At 49.7% G+C, this 17,489-nt stretch carries 9 protein-coding genes; 7 read left to right on the top strand and 2 right to left on the bottom strand.

The features are described from left to right. Positions 1-41: 41 nt before the first annotated feature. The gene (locus H7F31_RS32985) at positions 42-3,968 is read right to left on the bottom strand and encodes a malectin domain-containing carbohydrate-binding protein (RefSeq protein ID WP_187102305.1); all 3,927 of its coding nucleotides are present in this window, start codon (positions 3,966-3,968) and stop codon (positions 42-44) included. Positions 3,969-4,223: 255 nt separating this feature from the next. Between H7F31_RS32985 and H7F31_RS32980 the strand changes: the two genes are divergently transcribed. The 7 genes from H7F31_RS32980 (at position 4,224) to H7F31_RS32950 (ending at position 15,262) form a co-directional block, all read left to right on the top strand. After that, positions 4,224-5,129: an ABC transporter permease gene (locus H7F31_RS32980; RefSeq protein WP_187102304.1), complete on the top strand. Its 906-nt coding sequence runs from the start codon at positions 4,224-4,226 to the stop codon at positions 5,127-5,129. After that, on the top strand, positions 5,126-6,013 hold the full coding sequence (locus H7F31_RS32975) for a carbohydrate ABC transporter permease (RefSeq protein WP_187102303.1): 888 nt from the start codon (positions 5,126-5,128) through the stop codon (positions 6,011-6,013). Before H7F31_RS32980 ends, H7F31_RS32975 begins: the two co-directional genes overlap by 4 nt. Positions 6,014-6,078: 65 nt before the next feature. Further along, positions 6,079-7,707, top strand: a complete 1,629-nt coding sequence (locus tag H7F31_RS32970; protein WP_187102302.1) for an extracellular solute-binding protein — start codon at positions 6,079-6,081, stop codon at positions 7,705-7,707. Positions 7,708-7,786: 79 nt separating this feature from the next. Next, positions 7,787-10,375 carry a glycoside hydrolase family 2 protein gene (locus H7F31_RS32965; RefSeq protein WP_187102301.1) on the top strand — a complete coding sequence of 863 codons (2,589 nt, stop codon included), beginning with the start codon at positions 7,787-7,789 and terminating at the stop codon, positions 10,373-10,375. A 23-nt stretch (positions 10,376-10,398) separates the two neighbouring features. After that, entirely contained in the window at positions 10,399-13,239 is a 2,841-nt protein-coding gene (locus H7F31_RS32960; RefSeq protein ID WP_261800229.1) for an alpha-mannosidase, read from the top strand. Between the two features lie 29 nt (positions 13,240-13,268). After that, the gene (locus H7F31_RS32955; RefSeq protein WP_187102300.1) at positions 13,269-14,375 is read left to right on the top strand and encodes an SGNH/GDSL hydrolase family protein; all 1,107 of its coding nucleotides are present in this window, start codon (positions 13,269-13,271) and stop codon (positions 14,373-14,375) included. 11 nt (positions 14,376-14,386) lie between these two features. Then, positions 14,387-15,262, top strand: coding sequence for a metallophosphoesterase family protein (locus tag H7F31_RS32950; RefSeq protein ID WP_187102299.1), 876 nt, complete (start codon positions 14,387-14,389; stop codon positions 15,260-15,262). 542 nt (positions 15,263-15,804) lie between these two features. Here the strand turns inward: H7F31_RS32950 and H7F31_RS32945 are convergent. Beyond that, on the bottom strand, positions 15,805-16,983 hold the full coding sequence (locus H7F31_RS32945) for an IS110 family RNA-guided transposase (RefSeq protein ID WP_187101894.1): 1,179 nt from the start codon (positions 16,981-16,983) through the stop codon (positions 15,805-15,807). Positions 16,984-17,489: the final 506 nt, after the last annotated feature.

The raw sequence follows: 17,489 nt of genomic DNA, 5'->3' as shown, positions 1-17,489 counted from the left end.
AAACCCGACCCCAGACAATTTGTCCGGGATCGGGTTTGTTGTTATTTGAACCTCGTCACTTGAATGCCGTTTACCAGCGCTGCTCCGGTTTGACCGGAGAAGTCCAGATTGAGCTGTCCGTCACTTACCGGTACCTCGAAGGAGTAAGCCTTTCCTTTGTTCTTGCCGGAGAACATCTTGTAGATATCGAAACCCGACAAGATATCTGCACTTTCAGCCTTAAGTCCGAATAACCGCTGAGCGGATTGGGTTGCGGTTAACTCTGCGAATAACAGGGTGACTCGATAAGTTCCGTTCGCAACGTCGAATTTGTAGCTGAGCGGAGATCCCGTTCTGCCCGTTTGGAATAACGCGCTATCATAATCCGCGCCGGTAACCGCGCCTGTGGCTGTTGCCGTAGCCGTCCCGGAGGAATATCCCCATGATCCCGAGACGTATGCCTGATCCGCCGACCACGTATTGCCTTTAGAGTCCGTATAAGAAGAGGAGCTCCCGACATCGACACGGGCGGTATACCCGCTGTTAAGCGCGATATTGATATTCAGTTTATTGCCGAATGGAACGCCGTTCTTGGCTAGCTGCATCTCAAGGATCGCGGATGTCCCCGAAGCTGGAGCTTGAATATCGAATCCGTACGTTTCGAATTGATATCGTCCGCCTTGCCCGATTCGCAGGCCGTCAGACATAAATATATTCTGTGCCGTGGGGAGGGTGCCGCTTCCGCCGTCCAGACCGAAATCGGCGATCTTGAATTGGTTATTGCTTGTCGTTATTAGCTCATATTGGTCCGCCTTCGACCATACCGTGTTTCCGCTATTCAGGAATTCCACGGACACCCTGGCAATCGCTCCATTCGAAAGGGTAGAAGGTATCGAGTGATTAACGACCGTTGAGTTATCGCCGCTGCCGACTGAAATCGAAAAGACAAGCGGGTTATTGAAAAAAGCCACACCGTCCTGGACCATATCAAGCGACAAAGTATGGGCTCCCGGCGTGGAAGGAGCCGTGATGTCGAAAGTGAACGACTTGGTTTGCTCCGGCGCCACACTTTCCGAACCATTTAAGAAAACTCTCTGATCTGTAGGGGCGTTGCTGTACCCTCCATCTTCGAAATTGCTGAATAAGAATTCATTGGCAGGACTAGACGAATGGTTAGCCAATCGGTATAAGCCGGCTGCTGTCCACGTTTCCGTTCCGGTATTTTTGACACTGACCGTAACTCTGCGGGTACTATTAGGCGCCATATAGGATGGAATGGTAGTGTCAACAACCACCGCATTTTTACCGTTCCGTCCTGGGGGAACAATATTGATTTCTTTCTCAAACGCTGTGCCAAAGAAGCTGACTCCATCATGCACCATTTGTCCCGAAAACACGTATTTGCCTCGTTTGGAGGGCGCCGTCACACTAAACGTAAAGGTTTTGCTTTGCCCGCTGGCAATAGAATCGGAAGCTGCGAGAAACACGCGCTGACTTGATTCGGAGGTGCTGAAGCCGCCTGATGATCCAAAATTGCTCCAAATCATGGAGTTTGGAACCCATTTTTTATGCTGCAAGCCTTTGGACAGCGCCGCCAGTCGATAATTGGCCGACGAGGTCCATATTGTACTGCCCACATTCTTGACCGTCACGGTAACAGTTCCCGTCGTACCTTCGACCAACTCGGCTGGAGCAGTGACAGAGGTTACGATAGCCTGGTCTCCGCTGGTGGAGACAATTTGAATCGGACGCGTATACAAGCTTCCCATCCAAGCAACGCCTTCGTGCACCATCTGTGCCTGGAAATTGGATATGCCGGCCGAAGCCGGAGCGGTGACCGTGAATTGGAATGTTTTTGTTCCTTGAGGCGGGATGCTCTCTCCCGGATTCAGTAAGATGCGTTGACTGCTCAGCGATCCGGAAGCCTCAATGAGCGAAGTGTCTGGCTTTTTCCAAACAAACGTGTTTCCTGTGAAATCTCCCAGTTTAAAGGAGTTGGTGCCTGTCGGTACCCAAGTGCTGCTGCCGACGTTACGGACCATAACCGAAACCTCGTAGTCTTGACCGGCTACCATGCGATCCGGCATATTTGCCGAGAGCACGATCCCGTCATCTGCAGCGGGTTTCTTCGCTTGCCTGACTAACGAGAAGAACGTATACGGGTCGACGGCTTCGAAATTGTAAGCGGGTTGATCGGCTTTTATTCTAGCGTAAACCTTTTCAATAAAAGCGGGCGTGGCGAAAGCGGAACGAAGAACGAGAAAGTTCGGCGAGCTGCCGATTCCCGTAAATTTAGCTTGCGCCAAGCCTACAATGGCGGAGGCAGTTCCGTTAATGTCGTTATTCGCGATTCCATAATTATCGGAAACCGCCATATTATCGTTTCGCACGTTCGGAAGGGGTCCGGCTACTTGACCCGTCAAACCGATCAACCCGTCATTGCTGAAGTAGGAATAGATCTTCTCCGCTGTACTGCTGAGAGTCCCGGCATTTCCGTTCAAGGCAAAGCCTGATATTGTATAGCCGGCTCGATTATTCATCACTTCGTTCCATTGTCGCCAATTGTCTAAATCCGGAAGCGAACCGGGATTGGCATATCCGGCCCCGGATGCACCGCTTACAAAATAGTCGTTAGGAGTAGCCGTATCATAAATGAATTGAGCGATATCGGGATAATCTTGAATCATATTCGGGACGATTCCCCATGTTAAGGGGACAGTGCCTCGTTGCTTATCGTCCCATAGATAAGGGAAGGTCTGATGGATCGTGCCTCCATCGTGATCCCCCATATAGAAGAGGACATAAGTTTTATTCGCAAGTGTCGTTTTGGCGGGAGCTTTTGGCGGGTTGGCAAGCTGCTTGCCGGTAGGCGCCCAAGAATGGAAAGAGGCATTCAAATAACCGATCGTATCCATGATGCTGGATAAGTGGCCGTTATAAGAGGAAATTTTTTCGGCCAGTTTCCATTCGCCGTCTACCTCGCTGTGAATCCCGCGTGATTGAAAGGTGGAATACTTATCCCACCACGGGAAAAATCCAATGATTTCAATCGGCCATTGAATCCCCCACCGATCGTATGAAGACTGCAGAATGCTGTCGAAGACCGCGCTATCATTACCCAAGATTTGTTCTGGAGCATCGTTTGGCTTCTCGTCCGACCATACGGATAGATCGAAAGCGAATCCTTTGTTTTTGACGACATAGTCTCGTGAAAGTCCATAATTAAGTGCACTCGAGCTGTTCGGCTGACTTGTGAAGCTGTCTTCCATGTAGCTCAGCAAGCCGGGATTTGACAAACCGGTATCCAGGTAATTCGTTTTGGCCCACAGATAAGCATCCGTTTTGGAATTCGCTCCGGAGAATTTCCCCGTGAAATTGCAGGGCCCTGTCAGGGGAGACGCATTGCAGCCGGTTTGGACGTTTAACCCGTGCGCAGATGTCAACCGATTATATAAAGCGCCTCCGGACATCACGATCGGGGAACCCGTAATGCCGGCAATCGTGGTTGCGACATTTACCGTCGCCATCACTTTGGGATCCCATACGATCAGGCCCTGAATATCACTTGAAAATGTCGAGACCAGATGATCGAGCGCTGTGTAAATATCCGATCCGATAATTGGCGTTACGGTGACCTCGCTCAGCCATTGACCCGGCTGGGTAAACTTATTAAGCCAGTAGGTGTTTATCTTGGCTGTATCGGTATTCGTAACATAGGGCAGCGCAGGAGAGGTCTTGTAATTGCGAATGTAGAGGCGCGGTCCTTTTTGATTCACGATGCCTTGCAAGGTGCCAACAAAGGTTTGGATGTCATACCAGTCCACACGCCGTTGAGGATCGGGAAAATGATCGAGATCCAAGACGTATATCTGCGAGCCTAATGATGCTGCTTGAACAGAGGTTGTTCGATCCCTGTTTCCGATTACGGGTATTACGAGTAGAAAGCAGAGAATGAAATAAAGAGTCTTGAGAAATCTGGAATTCCACATTACTTATCATCTCCTTCAACTTTTAATAAAGTGCTTACATTTCAGGTATAAAGCAGACTCACTCCGAAATAAATACATTATTCTGTACAAAAGATGAAGTATTTTATACAAACAAAATTAAGAGCTATTCCAAAGAGCTTGTTATCGTAATATTTTTATATTTTTGTGCAAGATCCTGAATTTGATTCCGCTTTGCCCGATGCTAAACTGAACACATGAAAGCGTTTCACAAGCTACGGCAAAGGAGTTTACGGCATGAGCAAGGGAATATGGAATGATCGTTATCTTTATTTATTTGTTATACCCGGCGTCATCTGGTTTCTGATTTTTTGTTACCAGCCTATGTATGGAGTGTTAATCGCCTTCAAGGATTATGATATCGTCGCAGGCGTATATAACAGCGAATGGGTTGGATTGAAGTACTTTAGCGATTTTTTTCATGATTTTAATTTTAATTCCATTATGATCAATACGATCGCGATCAGCTTGTTGAAATTATTAATCGGTTTTCCCGCGCCGATCATTCTTGCTCTTTTATTGAACGAAGTCAGGAAGAAGATGTTCAAGCGTATTACGCAGACGGTTACGTATTTGCCCTTCTTCGTATCCTGGGTCGTCGTATCCGGGATCTGGTATGAGCTGCTAACGGTCGACCAGGGCGGCATCGTCAATACTTTTTTAATGAACATCGGTCTGCTCAAAGAACCTGTCTTTTGGTTCGGCAACCCGGATTACTTCTGGGGGCTGGTGGTCGCATCGGATATATGGAAAGGGATAGGCTGGGGATCCATTATTTATTTGGCAGCGCTGGCCGGAGTCGATGTTGATCTCTATGAAGCCGCTGTCATGGACGGAGCCAGCCGCTGGAAACAAACCTGGCATATTACGCTCCCCGGTATCCGCAGCACGATTATTATTCTATTCATTTTGAATGTGGGCAGCATATTAAATGCCGGTTTCGATCAGATCTATGTCATGCAAAATCCTGCCGTCATGGACCGGGCCCAAATCATTGATACCTATGTCATGACGACTGGCATTTTCCAAGCCAATTATTCGATCGCGGCAGCCGTCGGCCTCTTTAAATCCATAGTTGGATTAATCATGCTTCTCCTGGTCAATGCCCTTGTCAAAGTATTAGGAGAGGAGGGCGTATTATGAAAAAACATGCGGGCGAAAAAATATTTGCCGTGTTCAATTATACGTTTTTATGTTTGCTCTCCTTCTCTATCCTGTTTCCGTTTTGGCGGATTCTCATGCTGAGCTTTAATGACGGCATCGACTCCTTGCGAGGAGGGATTTACTTCTGGCCGCGAGAGGCGACGTGGAATAATTACATCATCATTTTCGCCAGATCGGAAATTATGGATGCGTATAAAGTGACAATTTTACGAACGGTGATCGGGACGGTTTTGTCGGTATTTCTCACAGCGATCATGGCCTACGGATTATCCAAGAAGCATTTGAAAGGCAGAAAGTTTGTTAATGCCATGATCCTGTTCACGATGTTTTTTAATGGCGGATTGATTCCGGTTTACTTGCTGTTAAAGGATCTCCACTTGTTAAACACCTTGTGGGTGTATATCATACCCGCGCTCTATCAACTCTGGTACATTATTTTGTTCAGAACCTTCTTTCAGCAGCTGCCCGCCAGTCTGGAAGAGTCGGCCAAGATGGACGGCGCCAACGACCTGATCGTCTTTTTTAGAATCGTTGTTCCTTTATCGCTTCCGATCGTTGCCACGATTTCTTTATTTACTGCCGTTGGTCATTGGAATGATTGGTTCTCGGGAACGGTGTATGTGCAAGATCCGAAGTTGATTCCGCTGCAAACCTTATTAATGAAGATCATTAGGGAGAATGACTCCGCTCAGATGATCGCCGGCAGCTTATCTACCGTTTCTCAACAAAGCGTCAAATCGGTGACCAGTTATTCCGTCAAAATGGCGACTTTAGTTGTAACCATCTTGCCCATTGTCTGCCTGTATCCTTTTCTGCAGAGGTATTTCGTAAAAGGGGTATTGGTAGGCTCTATTAAAGGATAAGGTGTTTATATATTGCATTGCGCTAGAAGAGGAATTATCTAAACAATACGAAGGGGATGTAAGGGATGAAAAGGACGAAAAGGACGAAAAGGAGCATCACATTGTTCGTAATGGCATGTCTGTTAATCAGCGTCATCGCCGCATGTTCGAACAAAGAGAATAATACGGGATCGACCTCCGGGTCGCCAAGCGCAAGCGCAAGTGCGCCGGCAGAACCGGTAAAAGAGGATCCGCTGAAATTCGTGTATCATTCTTTGTCGCGCGATGTCATTCTGCAGGATGATAACGAAATGTACACATGGCTGAAAGAAAATAAAAACGTGGATATTAAGTCGGTAGCGGATCGGCAAACAGACAAGATGGTCGACAAACTTAATTTGATGCTTGCCAGCGGAGATATACCGGATGTATTGGAGCTTGAGAATGTGCCGGGCGCCATTGAGGTCGTCAAAAAAATGGGCGAAGCGGGGCTTGTCATTTCGTGGGACGAATGGATCGCGAAATACCCGGATTTGGTAGCCAATAACGACAAGGCATACGATGATGCGGTGCACAGAGCCAAGGATGGCAATATGTATATGCTTCCTATTAATCTGGCGGCCAAAAAAGGAGTTTTAATGGCGGATGTCGGTCCGGTGATCCGGGAGGATTGGTTGAAGCAGGTGGGTATGTCCGCGCCGACTACGACGGATGAGCTGTATGAAGTATTAAAGGCGTTCCGAGATCAAATTCCGGATGTCAACGGCAAAAAAATCATACCTGCCACGTTCGACGTTTTCCGGCAGTACATCGCAAATGCTTGGACGAAAAGCTGGGTCAAATTTTCGGAGGATAATCAATCGCTCCAATTCCAATTCAATAATCCCGACATCGAAGAATATATGGTGTTCATGAACAAGCTGTACCGGGAAGGCCTGCTTGATCAGGAGATGCTTACCCAGCAAGCCGATCAATACATGGAGAAATTATCATCCGGCCGCGTCGGTTATACGGTTCGTATTTATTGGGACATGGATACGGTTAATAAAGCCTTGAAGGCGGACGGTCCGGAAACGCGGTTCGTACCGGCTCCTCCGCTCAAAGTGACTGGCTCATCTATCGTTCCCGTATATTCCAACCCGAGCGACAGAGCATTTAACTCCCTGGTCGTCTCGACTGAATTCGCCAAAGACCCAAGAAATATCGAAAGGCTTATGGAGCTTCTGAACTGGAACGCTTCCAAGGAAGGAACCCGCATGTTGAAATACGGCGTCGAAGGCGAATATTACATTAAAAATGCCGAGGGATTGTACGAAGAAACGCCCGAATCCAAGGAAGAAAAGTTGGTACAGAACAATACCTTCTTGCAAAGAACGGGATTGGATTCCTATAATCTTACGCGATCGATTTTAATACCGGCAGAAGATACGAACCCAAGATCCGAAGAAGCGAAAATGGGAACCGAAATATGGGAGGCATCCATCGGAGAGCCGCTTCCTCTCGAGTTTCAATTAACGCCGGCAGGACCTGTCGAGCAGCAAAAATGGGGCGTGATGTGGAGCGAATTGGATAAATGGACGTCGAAAGCCGTTTTTGCCAAGTCGGAAGAAGAAACGCGTAAAATTACAAAAGAAATGTTGGATGCTTTCGAGAAAAACGGCGGCAGAGACATCGTCAATGAAAGATTGAAGTCAATGAGCGAATTCAACCAATAAAATACTGCGGGTGAATAGGAGGCAATTCCCCTCCTATTCATTTTGTTTTTAACGGAAAGGGAAGGGACGGCGGACGGTCATGAAAGTAGTATTGTTGAATAATTGGGAGCTGACAGGCTCGTACCCCGGTTTCTGGGCGTTTGGACGCAGCATGGAAGTGAACGCGGAGCTCAGAGGGGTTGTCCCCTGGATTCCCGCTGAGGTGCCTGGCAGCGTGCATTGGGATTTGCACCGTGCGGGTTATTTGCTGGATCCGTATTTCGGAATGAATGCTCCTGCATGCGAATGGGTCAATGAGAGGGATTGGCTATACCGAAATTCCTTTACCTCGGAGTCGGCTTGGCAGGGCAAACGAATCGCGCTTGTGCTGGAGGGTGTTGATTATACGGCGAAGGTGCTGCTTAACGGCAAGGAGCTTGGCAGCCACTCCGGCATGTTTACGCCGGGTGAGTTCGACTTGTCGGATTCGCTCCGTTATGGAGAGAGCAATACGCTGGTCGTAGTGCTGGAGCGTTCCCCGGACGGCGAGGCGCAGCTTGGTTATACGGATCGGGTGGATCATCTAAAGAGCCGATTCGGTTATCGGTGGGATTTTAGTCCGCGGCTGGTCCACATCGGATTATGGAAGGAAGTTTGCCTGAAAATCACGGAAAGCTGCGTATTGGAAAACGTTAAGCTTGAGGCATTGCCGGGTTCCGATGGAACAGGCGAACTGACCGTAAGCGCCGTGCTGGAGAGCGGACAGTCCGGTCCGTACCGGTTAATCGCCGAGCTGCATGATCCGGAGGGGGCATCTGTCGGAGCGATCAGCCATGGCGGCGAGGCAGTGCCGGGATTGCAATCCGTACGGTTTACGATGGAGGTGCCCCATGTGCGTTTGTGGTGGCCGAACGGCTACGGAGAACAGCCCTTGTATCGGCTGGAACTCAGGCTGGAGACAGCCGATGCGAAAAACGGCTCGTATATCCTCTCCGATTCGTATAGCGCGCAGGTCGGTTTCCGCGAATTGGCTTTTCAAGCTAATCCGGGGGCTCCGGCGGATGCGCTGGCTTACACGATAGACGTTAACGGAGCGCCGATCTATATCAAGGGATGGAACTGGGTGCCCGTCGATCAATTGTATGGCCGCAATCGCGAGGAACTGCTAAAACATCTGATCATGCTTGCCAAACAAGCTAACGTTAATATGCTTCGCGTATGGGGCGGCGGGTTGATTGAGAAGGAATTGTTTTACCGTTTATGCAACGAAGCGGGTATTTTGATCTGGCAGGAAATGATGCAATCGAGCTCGGGCTTTAATAATGAGCCGTCGGTAAAGCCGGAATTCCTTCATACCCTCTCGCGGACGATGCGGCATGCGATCCGGGAGAAGCGCAATCATCCGTCTATGGCTATCTGGTGCGGCGGCAACGAATTGACGGAGGGCGGACATCTGGGTGAGCGAATGATGCCGCTTACCGATCGACAGGCCAACCTTCGCGTCCTTCGCGACCTGGCGTCGGACCTTGATGCATCGCGGCTTTTTCTGCCTACTTCGCCGACGGGACCGACGTTTTTTCTCGATGCGGAGAAGAGCGGACAAGGCGTTATGCACGATGTGCACGGGCCCTGGAAGTATTCGGGCGTTACCGAGCATTATCGGCTGTATAATGGCAGCGACGCGCTTCTTCACAGCGAATACGGCGGAGACGGCTTTGCTTCCATGATGAGCTTAAGACGATTTCTCCCCGAGGATAAGCTGCAAACGGAGCAATCGGGTTCAGTCGAGTGGCTGCTCCATGGTTACGAATACTGGAATATGGACGAGCAGCTTAAGAGTTTGTTCGGTCCGCGCCTGAACACGCTTGAACAGATGGTAGATGTATCCCAATGGCTGCAGGCGGAAGGGATTCGTTATGCGGTCGAAGCGAATCGCAGACGCGCGCCTTATTGCAGCGGAAGTTTGCTGTGGCAGTTTAACGAGCCTTACCCGAACTTATCCTGCACCAGCGCGATCGATTATTACGGCGACCCGAAGCTGGCTTATAGCTGGGTGGCGCAAGCCAACCGCAATCTGCATGTTTCCTTGCAGTACGATGCGATTTCTTATTTGCCGGGCGAAGTTTATCGGGCGACGGTTTACATAACGAACGACGGCTTCGAGCAGGGACAGTGGGATGTAGAATGGCGGGCCTTCACTGGTACTGGCGACAAGCTGGCCGACGGCCTGTTCGAGCATAACAATCTCAAGATTCTTACGACGGGTATCGGATCGATCGAATTCCACGTCCCGGATAGCGGCGCGTTCTTTGTAACGCTGCAAGTTATCGATGCCGCAGAACAGCGAGTACTATCGGACAATGAATATGCGTTTGCAGTCAGGGAGCAGGAAGACGCGGCGCCGCTGCAAGCTTTCTTGACGATGCCGGGGACTGCGCTCAAATGGGAAACGGTGGAAGTGGATGGCGGAACCAGGATGACCGTCACGAATAGCGGCGAGACCGTTGCCTTGTGGGTACGGATAAGCGGCGCAACTCCACATGTTGATGCTGCTGCTGCTGCGAGTCAACCGGTTGTAAGGCCGCTTAAGGATGGGTTTTTGCTTGCTCCCGGTCAGACGGTTGTTCATTACTTCGAGGGTATCATGCCTGAGGAGCGGCAATGGGTTGTAAAAGCGTTGAATAGTTAATAAAAGGGTGGGGAGTTGGTATCATGCTGTCATCGATCGATAATCGGCTTCGGATGTTGCTTGGAACTGAGCCGAAGACGTATTGGGAAGAAAAAATTACAACCCGGCTCGGATATTGGGGCGAACGGATCGTTTCGCAATTGTATTTTGCTTATGAAATGTCGAAGGTCAACAAAGGAGAATTCGACGAACAGATTGATGCGGCATTAGCTTTCGTAGAGAACAACCTGGCAGACGAAGGCGTTATTGGCAAACAAACGGCGCTCCATGCCGAGAAGCTTCTCGAGACGCTTGCGACCGAAGCCAAGAGCTACGATATTTTATGCGTCTCCCACGCGCATATCGATATGAACTGGATGTGGTCCTGGGATGAGACGGTGGCGGTTACGCTGGATACGTTTCGGACGATGCTGACGTTATTGGACGAATATCCCGAGTTTACCTTCTCGCAATCGCAGGCTTCCATTTATCGTATCGTCGAACAATATGCACCCGAGATGCTGCAGGAAATACGGAAACGGGTTCAAGAAGGACGCTGGGAAGTCACGGCGTCGCATTGGGTGGAAGCGGACAAAAACATGCCGAGCGGCGAAAGCCTGTCTCGTCATCTGCTCTATACAAAACGTTATTTGTCCGAATTATTGGACCTTGATCCGGACAGTCTCAATCTCGATTTTGAACCCGATACATTTGGGCACAGCGTCAACGTTCCGGAAATCTTGGCGAACGGAGGCGTCAAATACTACTATCATTGCCGCGGCAATGAAGCGCCTGCCTTGTATCGCTGGGAAGCGCCTTCCGGCAAATCCGTCATCGTCTATCGGGAACCGACCTGGTACAATGACAATATACAAGCCTTGCTTGGTTCGTATGTGCCGAAAATTTGTCTGCAAACGGGATTAAAAATGTATTTAAACGTTTATGGCGTTGGCGACCACGGCGGCGGCCCGACGAGACGCGACCTGGAACGACTGCTGGACATGCAAAGCTGGCCGGTGTATCCCAAGCTCCGATTTGGAACGTATCGCGAATATTTTGCCGCAGCGGAGGCGATTGCCGAGCAGCTCCCGGTCCTCAAGGGAGAGCAGAACTTTGTTTTTACCGGCTGCTATACCTCGCAAAGCCGAATTAAGACAGCGAACCGAATTGGCGAGGCGACGCTTAATGAAGCGGAATTGTTTAATGCGGCAGCGGCGGTGGCCGAAGAAGCTCGCTATCCGGGAGATAGCTTTGAGAAGGCATGGAGGAACGTGTTGTTTAACCAGTTCCATGATATTCTGCCAGGCTCAGGGGTGCTGGAAACACGGGAGCATGCGCTTGGATTATTTCAGAACACGATGGCCATTGCCAATACAAATCGCAAGCTGGCATTGGAGAAGATTGCCGCAACGATCGATACATCCAGCCTTGTTGGAACGGAAAATAAATTTTCGGTTTCGGAGGGCGCAGGGGTCGGATACGGTGCCGTGGGCTTCAAAGTTTCGCAGGTCGAGCGCGGTCGCGGCAACAAAAGGATTGTTCATCTTTTCAACTCCTCCGCATACGAGCGGGAAGAAGTGGTGGAAATCACGTTATGGGATTGGAAAACGCCCATTCGTTCGTTAGTCGTGCAAGACGGCAACGGCCAGGCAGTTCCCCATCAAATACTGGATAATGGCTTGCACTGGTATTGGAATCATGATTATATGCGCCTGCTTGCCTACGTTAAAGTGCCTGCTTGCGGGTATGCCACCTATACCGTGTCGGAAGGCGATGACAGGCTAAAGCCGTTCCTGCCGGACGATCCTCGTATAGATGAAGAAGACGGGTACGTGCTTGAAAATGAATGGCTGAAAGTAACCCTTGATCCCGTCGATGCAACGGTTCGCTCGATGATTCGCAAATCGACAGGCGAACAATTGGTAGACGGGGCGCGTCCAACCGGCGTGTTTAGACTCATCCAGGAGGATCCTGATAAAGGGATGAGCGCATGGTGGACAGGGCGTTATATGAGCGTGACAAACATTCATAAGCAAGTGAAAATCAAAAGAGGGGCCTGGGGCGATGTTCGCCAATCGCTGCAATATGAGTTTTCCTTTGGCCGTTCGCTGCTCAAGGTGACGGTATCGCTTGACCGCAATTGTACCGAGCTTGACTATGAGGTGGAATGCGATTGGCAAGAGATCGGCAAGTCGGATCAAAGCATTCCCCAATTAAATTTTCATTGGCCTCTCGCTTATGATACGAAATCGTATCAATATGACGTGCCGTTCGGAGTGATTGAGCGCGAGCCGCTTTCATTCGATGTACCGGCAAACAGCTTTGCGGTGGGCGTTCCGCAGAACGAAAAGCAGTCGTCGGTGATGCTGGTGACGAACAATAAATACGGTTTTCGGGGCGTGGACCATGCGTTGTCCCTATCCTTAATCCGCAGCTCCTTTTACCCGGATCCGTATCCCGAGCTTGGCAATCATCACAAATTTTCTTTCGCAGTCGCAGTGCAGGATGCAGCCCGGGCCTATGAGCGGATTGAAAGGTCGTATCGTTTCAACCATCCGCTTTCTGTGTTGCCGGGTTCCGTACATGCAGGCACTCGCCCGCTTGATTCCAGCTTTTTGAAGCTAATGTCTGGCACAGTTGCGATTTCTGCGGTAAAAATGCCCGAGGAGCAAGATGAAAAACAGTGGATTATCCGTGTTTACGAAACGGAAGGGGAGCTTGCGGCAGTCAGGTTTGAATTGTTCCATCAGGCGGCCGAGGCGTATTTCGTAGACACGAACGAACATAGGCTGCCGGATTACGGATCTATCCAAATTACGGATCATGTTGTCGCATTCGATGTTCAGCCTTATTCGGCTGCGGCCATTTGTTTGAGATTCAACTAATCTGATGTGGGGAGAAAGAGGTGCGGGTGATGAATCAGCAAATCTGGAAACATAGAGCGCCGCTTCTAAATACATGGCAAGCGATTGAATCCGGTACGCTGAGACTGGGATTCATCGGCGGCTCGATTACGGATGCAAGGGCTCGCCATAACTGGCCCGAACCTGTGATTGCGTGGTTTAAGGAGCATTATCCGCATGTTCGGCTGTTCGTCGAGAATGCGGCAATCGGCGCGACGGGCAGCGAGCTCGCCGTATTCCGCGCCGAGCGGGATTTGATCAAGCGGAATTGCGATCTGGTATTCGTGGATTATTCGGTCAATGACGAAGACGAAGCAAGCGAGAAGAGGATGCGCACAAGAGAAGGGCTATTCCGCAAGCTGCTTTCCGACCGCTCCAGAGATGTCGTGCTCGTTCATACCTTCCGCCAATCGTTCTACCGCGAGATGAGCGTTGGCGATACGCCTGCGTCCATCGCCGAATTCGAAGCGTTGGCGGAGCATTATGGCATAGGGTCCGTAGGGATGGGGCTTCATGCGCTCGAAGAGGTGCGGCTTGGAAGAATGCGTTGGGAGGAGTGGCTGCCCGACGGCTTGCATCCGACGGAGAGGGGCAGCTTGAGTTACGCGCGCAGCGTAATCGCATTTCTGGAGAAGGAGCTATCGGGAGTGGACAATCCCGTTAAGCGGACAGAACAATCGTTGCAGTTGCCTTCGCCGCTTAATCCGAACAATTGGGAGAATGCGTCTATATTGCCGCTAGACGGAATAGAAACGGAAGGACCATGGGTCATTCGACGTTGGCCGCATTTGGAGTGGATGGATCAAGTGCTGGAAACAGCGGCGATTGGCGCAAAGCTCAAATTCACCTTTACAGGTACCGGTCTTACATTAGGTTTTGACTTTGGCTCCACTTCTTCCGAGCTGCGATATCGACTGGACAACGGTCCATGGAAAATCTCGGAACGCGATCGTCCCGTCTGGTGCGGGAGCGACGGTTGGTATCGGATGTTTACGGTCGCAGAGGATTTGATCAACGGGTCCCATGAATTCGAAATGGAAGTCGTGCACGGCGATACGCCCGAATGCAAGGGGACGAATTGCCGACTGGCGCTCGTAGGTATTATATCAAACGATTAGGAGGCGATTAAATGAAGTTCGAGCACGTACTGACTGCCAATGAGAAACAGACGCTCATTCGAGTGGAGCGACTTGCCAAGCCTACAGTCCTGTTTCATATTACCGATAGTCATATGCATGAAACGGATGATCGGGAAGGTATTGAAATATGGGCTGAGTCTGTTCGTCAGTACAGCTTCGATGCGCTTGAGACCCGCACCCACTTTAATAGGTCGCTGGATTACGCGAATGAGCTGGCCGTCGATCAGGTCGTTCTGACCGGTGATATCGTAAACGGGGCGACGCTCAATAATCTGGATTACTTGGACAAGCGATTGCATACGCTGCGTTCGCCTTATCTATATACGCCCGGCAATCATGACTGGGAGTACCCGTTTGAGCCTTGGAGCGAAGCTGCGCGCAGCTCCCAATATGCCAAATTTGATCGTTTTACCAACGCCAATCCGTCCTATCAGTCCGCCGAAGTTAACGGGATCAATCTTGTTGCGATCGACAACAGCACCTACCAGATTACGGACGATCAATTAGCCTTCATGGAAAGGCAGCTTGCAAGAGGATTACCCACTTTATTGTTTATGCACATACCCATTTATATCCCTAGTTTGCTAGAGGATGTCATGCGCGAGTGGCGTTCGCCGATCATGATGGCGGCCGAGGGTTGGGACGCGAAGCTTATGGCGGAGTGGATGATAGAGGAACCCCGTGCTGCGACAATCGACTTTTACCGTATGTTAATGGATAATCCATATGCCAATCTGGTCGGCCTATTCTGTGGTCATATCCATTTTGCGCATCGGGACGCCTTCGGACGGGGGGCATATCAATATGTTACGAAAGCCGGTTTTAGCGGCGGGTATAGAACGATTCGGCTGTTGCCAATGCACTGAGTGAGTCGTGATCAGAAGGGGTGCCCCCAGGTTAAAACGGGGCGCCCTTCTTTTTATTAATATAGAATTTATAAGTTTTGTGTCACAGCTGAATACTGCCAGCCGCAGTCTGAATCCATTGCGGCTCCCCCGCAGGCCAGACAAAATGTAAAACATACAGCTAATTTAAACCAATTTCATTGAAAGTAGCATTTTTAATGTAAAACATACAGCTAATTTACACGATTCAGTCACTTGACCGGGAAATGAGGCAAAATTAACTGTACCTTATGCAGGCAAATAAACGGCAGCATAGCGCAGTTAGGAGAATAACTGTACCTTTTACAGTTCATGTGGCTGTATGGAGGAAGCCGATTGGATTGCTCTACGCAAAAGGACGCCGTCAGGCGTTTTTCTTATTGGTTGCCCTTTTCAGGTGCACAAAAACCAGCTAATACTTGTCAAGCATTTAGTATTGGAGTGGGGCAGTTTAATTGGTATACTGATTTCTAGGCACGACAAATAACCTTCATTGGCGTGAAGGTTATGGGTAAATTTGGTTTTTAGTTTCTGTAGGGCTGCTCTTTACTAAGGATGGCGTACACGTGATGGAGAAGCTTGTTGGCGCAAGCGATCACGACCACCTTGTATGGCTTGCCCTCTTTTCTTTTCTTGTCGTAATATTCTCTAATCCTCTTGTTGGTGCTTCCCCGGATCCCGCATTGCACAGCTAAATACAACGATCGGCGAAGTCTCTTTGAACCCCGCTTAGTAATTCGTGAACTTGTGGCGGTAAATTTCCCGGAACTAAAGATTCCAGGGTCTAATCCCGCATACGCCACAAGCTGTTTAGCGCCTTCAAATTGTCCTACATCTCCAACCTCCGCAACAATTGCTGCAGCTAATTTATCCCCGATCCCAGGTATGCTTTTCACCAGTTCTACCTCAGGTAAATCAAATGCGAGTTCATTCATCTGTTTCTCAAGATCACTTAATTGCTCCGTGAACGAAAGCAACAAGGAAACCATACCACTTAAGGCTACGGTCTGAGATTGGCTTCTAGGCTGTGCTCTCCAATCTAACAAGATCTCTCGAAGTCGTCTTGCTTTCTCATCAACCCAACGTCTCGAACGGGATTTTCCAGCGCATGCCTGAATAGTTTCAACAAGATCCCCATCATCGCCCTCTAAACAACGCTCCAACACGCTTAGCGACGTGACAGAGAACAGGGCATAAAAGATCTCCTCATAAGCCGGAAAGACCTGTTCGAGCAATGCTCTCGCGTTTAACTTCGCTTGGACGAACATTCCCGTCACAAACTCATGCTGCCTGGTCACATGCTGCAGCTCTGTAAACGTTTCGTCCCATGTACGATGCGGTAAAACGTCCCCGCGGTAGTACATATCGGCTAGATGCCAAGCATCCGCAGCATCTGTTTTTACCTTCCTAAGTTGAGTTCCTTTCGCACGCTTAGACTGTAACGGATTAACGATGAAATGCGTCCATCCACTACGTTCGAGATAAGCTACAAGCCCCCGATGATAATGTCCTGTCGCTTCAAGAATAACTACAGGGGCAATTGCCATCCTCGCCTGTAACTCCGCTAAGAGCTCCCCTAGCCGCTCGAATCCGCTATCCCCGTGAGAGATGCTCTCCAACTTCCCGTACGGTTCGTTCCTCCTTGTAAAAGCTTGTACTACGCTAGATCCTTTCGCTACATCCACACCTACGACTGGCTGCATAACAACCTCCCTAATAAAATTGCCGGCACTCCCACGATGGTTCCAAACCCATAGCTTCGCTTGTGATGCGAGGTCGTTGCCTCTACCAGCTCAAACATGGTCATTGGGGGTAGTGGGAGAACAGTTTTTGTGACGGGGTCTGACCCCTAAAAGACGCACGTTCTCCCGGCTACCGCCATCGTATACCGACCATAAAAAAAGGCCAACCAGTAATAACTGGCTAACCTGATAATACGAAAAGACGCACCACATGGAAGTGGTGCGTCTACAGAATAGTCGTCAGTTACCTCGAAAGCATCGAATAAATGCTCCGTCCTACATTTAAGTGCGTGTTCAAAAAGTTCGGTTTTCAGCACCGAGAAGATTGAAGGCAGGTAGAAACTGAGGAGCGGAGCGTAGTGGAAACTACGTGAGCACCTGCAATGTTTCCGGAGGAAACATACTTCGTAAGCATTCGCTTTGTTTCGCCTGCATTCAAGATTCGATGTCGAGTAAGCTTCTAGGAA

Source organism: Paenibacillus sp. PAMC21692 (assembly GCF_014303795.1).
Classification (GTDB): domain Bacteria; phylum Bacillota; class Bacilli; order Paenibacillales; family Paenibacillaceae; genus Pristimantibacillus; species Pristimantibacillus agaridevorans.
The sequence above is the reverse complement of the archived record's forward strand: the minus strand, read 5'-3'. Positions and strand labels throughout refer to the sequence as shown.

Excerpts from the sequence above, each read along its gene's own strand:
- H7F31_RS32960 (WP_261800229.1), top strand. The coding sequence starts at position 10,399 with ATGCTGTCATCGATCGATAATCGGCTTCGGATGTTGCTTGGAACTGAG.
- H7F31_RS32970 (WP_187102302.1), top strand. The coding sequence starts at position 6,079 with ATGAAAAGGACGAAAAGGACGAAAAGGAGCATCACATTGTTCGTAATG.
- H7F31_RS32950 (WP_187102299.1), top strand. The coding sequence starts at position 14,387 with ATGAAGTTCGAGCACGTACTGACTGCCAATGAGAAACAGACGCTCATT.
- H7F31_RS32945 (WP_187101894.1), bottom strand. The coding sequence starts at position 16,983 with ATGCAGCCAGTCGTAGGTGTGGATGTAGCGAAAGGATCTAGCGTAGTA.
- H7F31_RS32955 (WP_187102300.1), top strand. The coding sequence starts at position 13,269 with ATGAATCAGCAAATCTGGAAACATAGAGCGCCGCTTCTAAATACATGG.
- H7F31_RS32980 (WP_187102304.1), top strand. The coding sequence starts at position 4,224 with ATGAGCAAGGGAATATGGAATGATCGTTATCTTTATTTATTTGTTATA.
- H7F31_RS32965 (WP_187102301.1), top strand. The coding sequence starts at position 7,787 with ATGAAAGTAGTATTGTTGAATAATTGGGAGCTGACAGGCTCGTACCCC.
- H7F31_RS32985 (WP_187102305.1), bottom strand. The coding sequence starts at position 3,968 with ATGTGGAATTCCAGATTTCTCAAGACTCTTTATTTCATTCTCTGCTTT.
- H7F31_RS32975 (WP_187102303.1), top strand. The coding sequence starts at position 5,126 with ATGAAAAAACATGCGGGCGAAAAAATATTTGCCGTGTTCAATTATACG.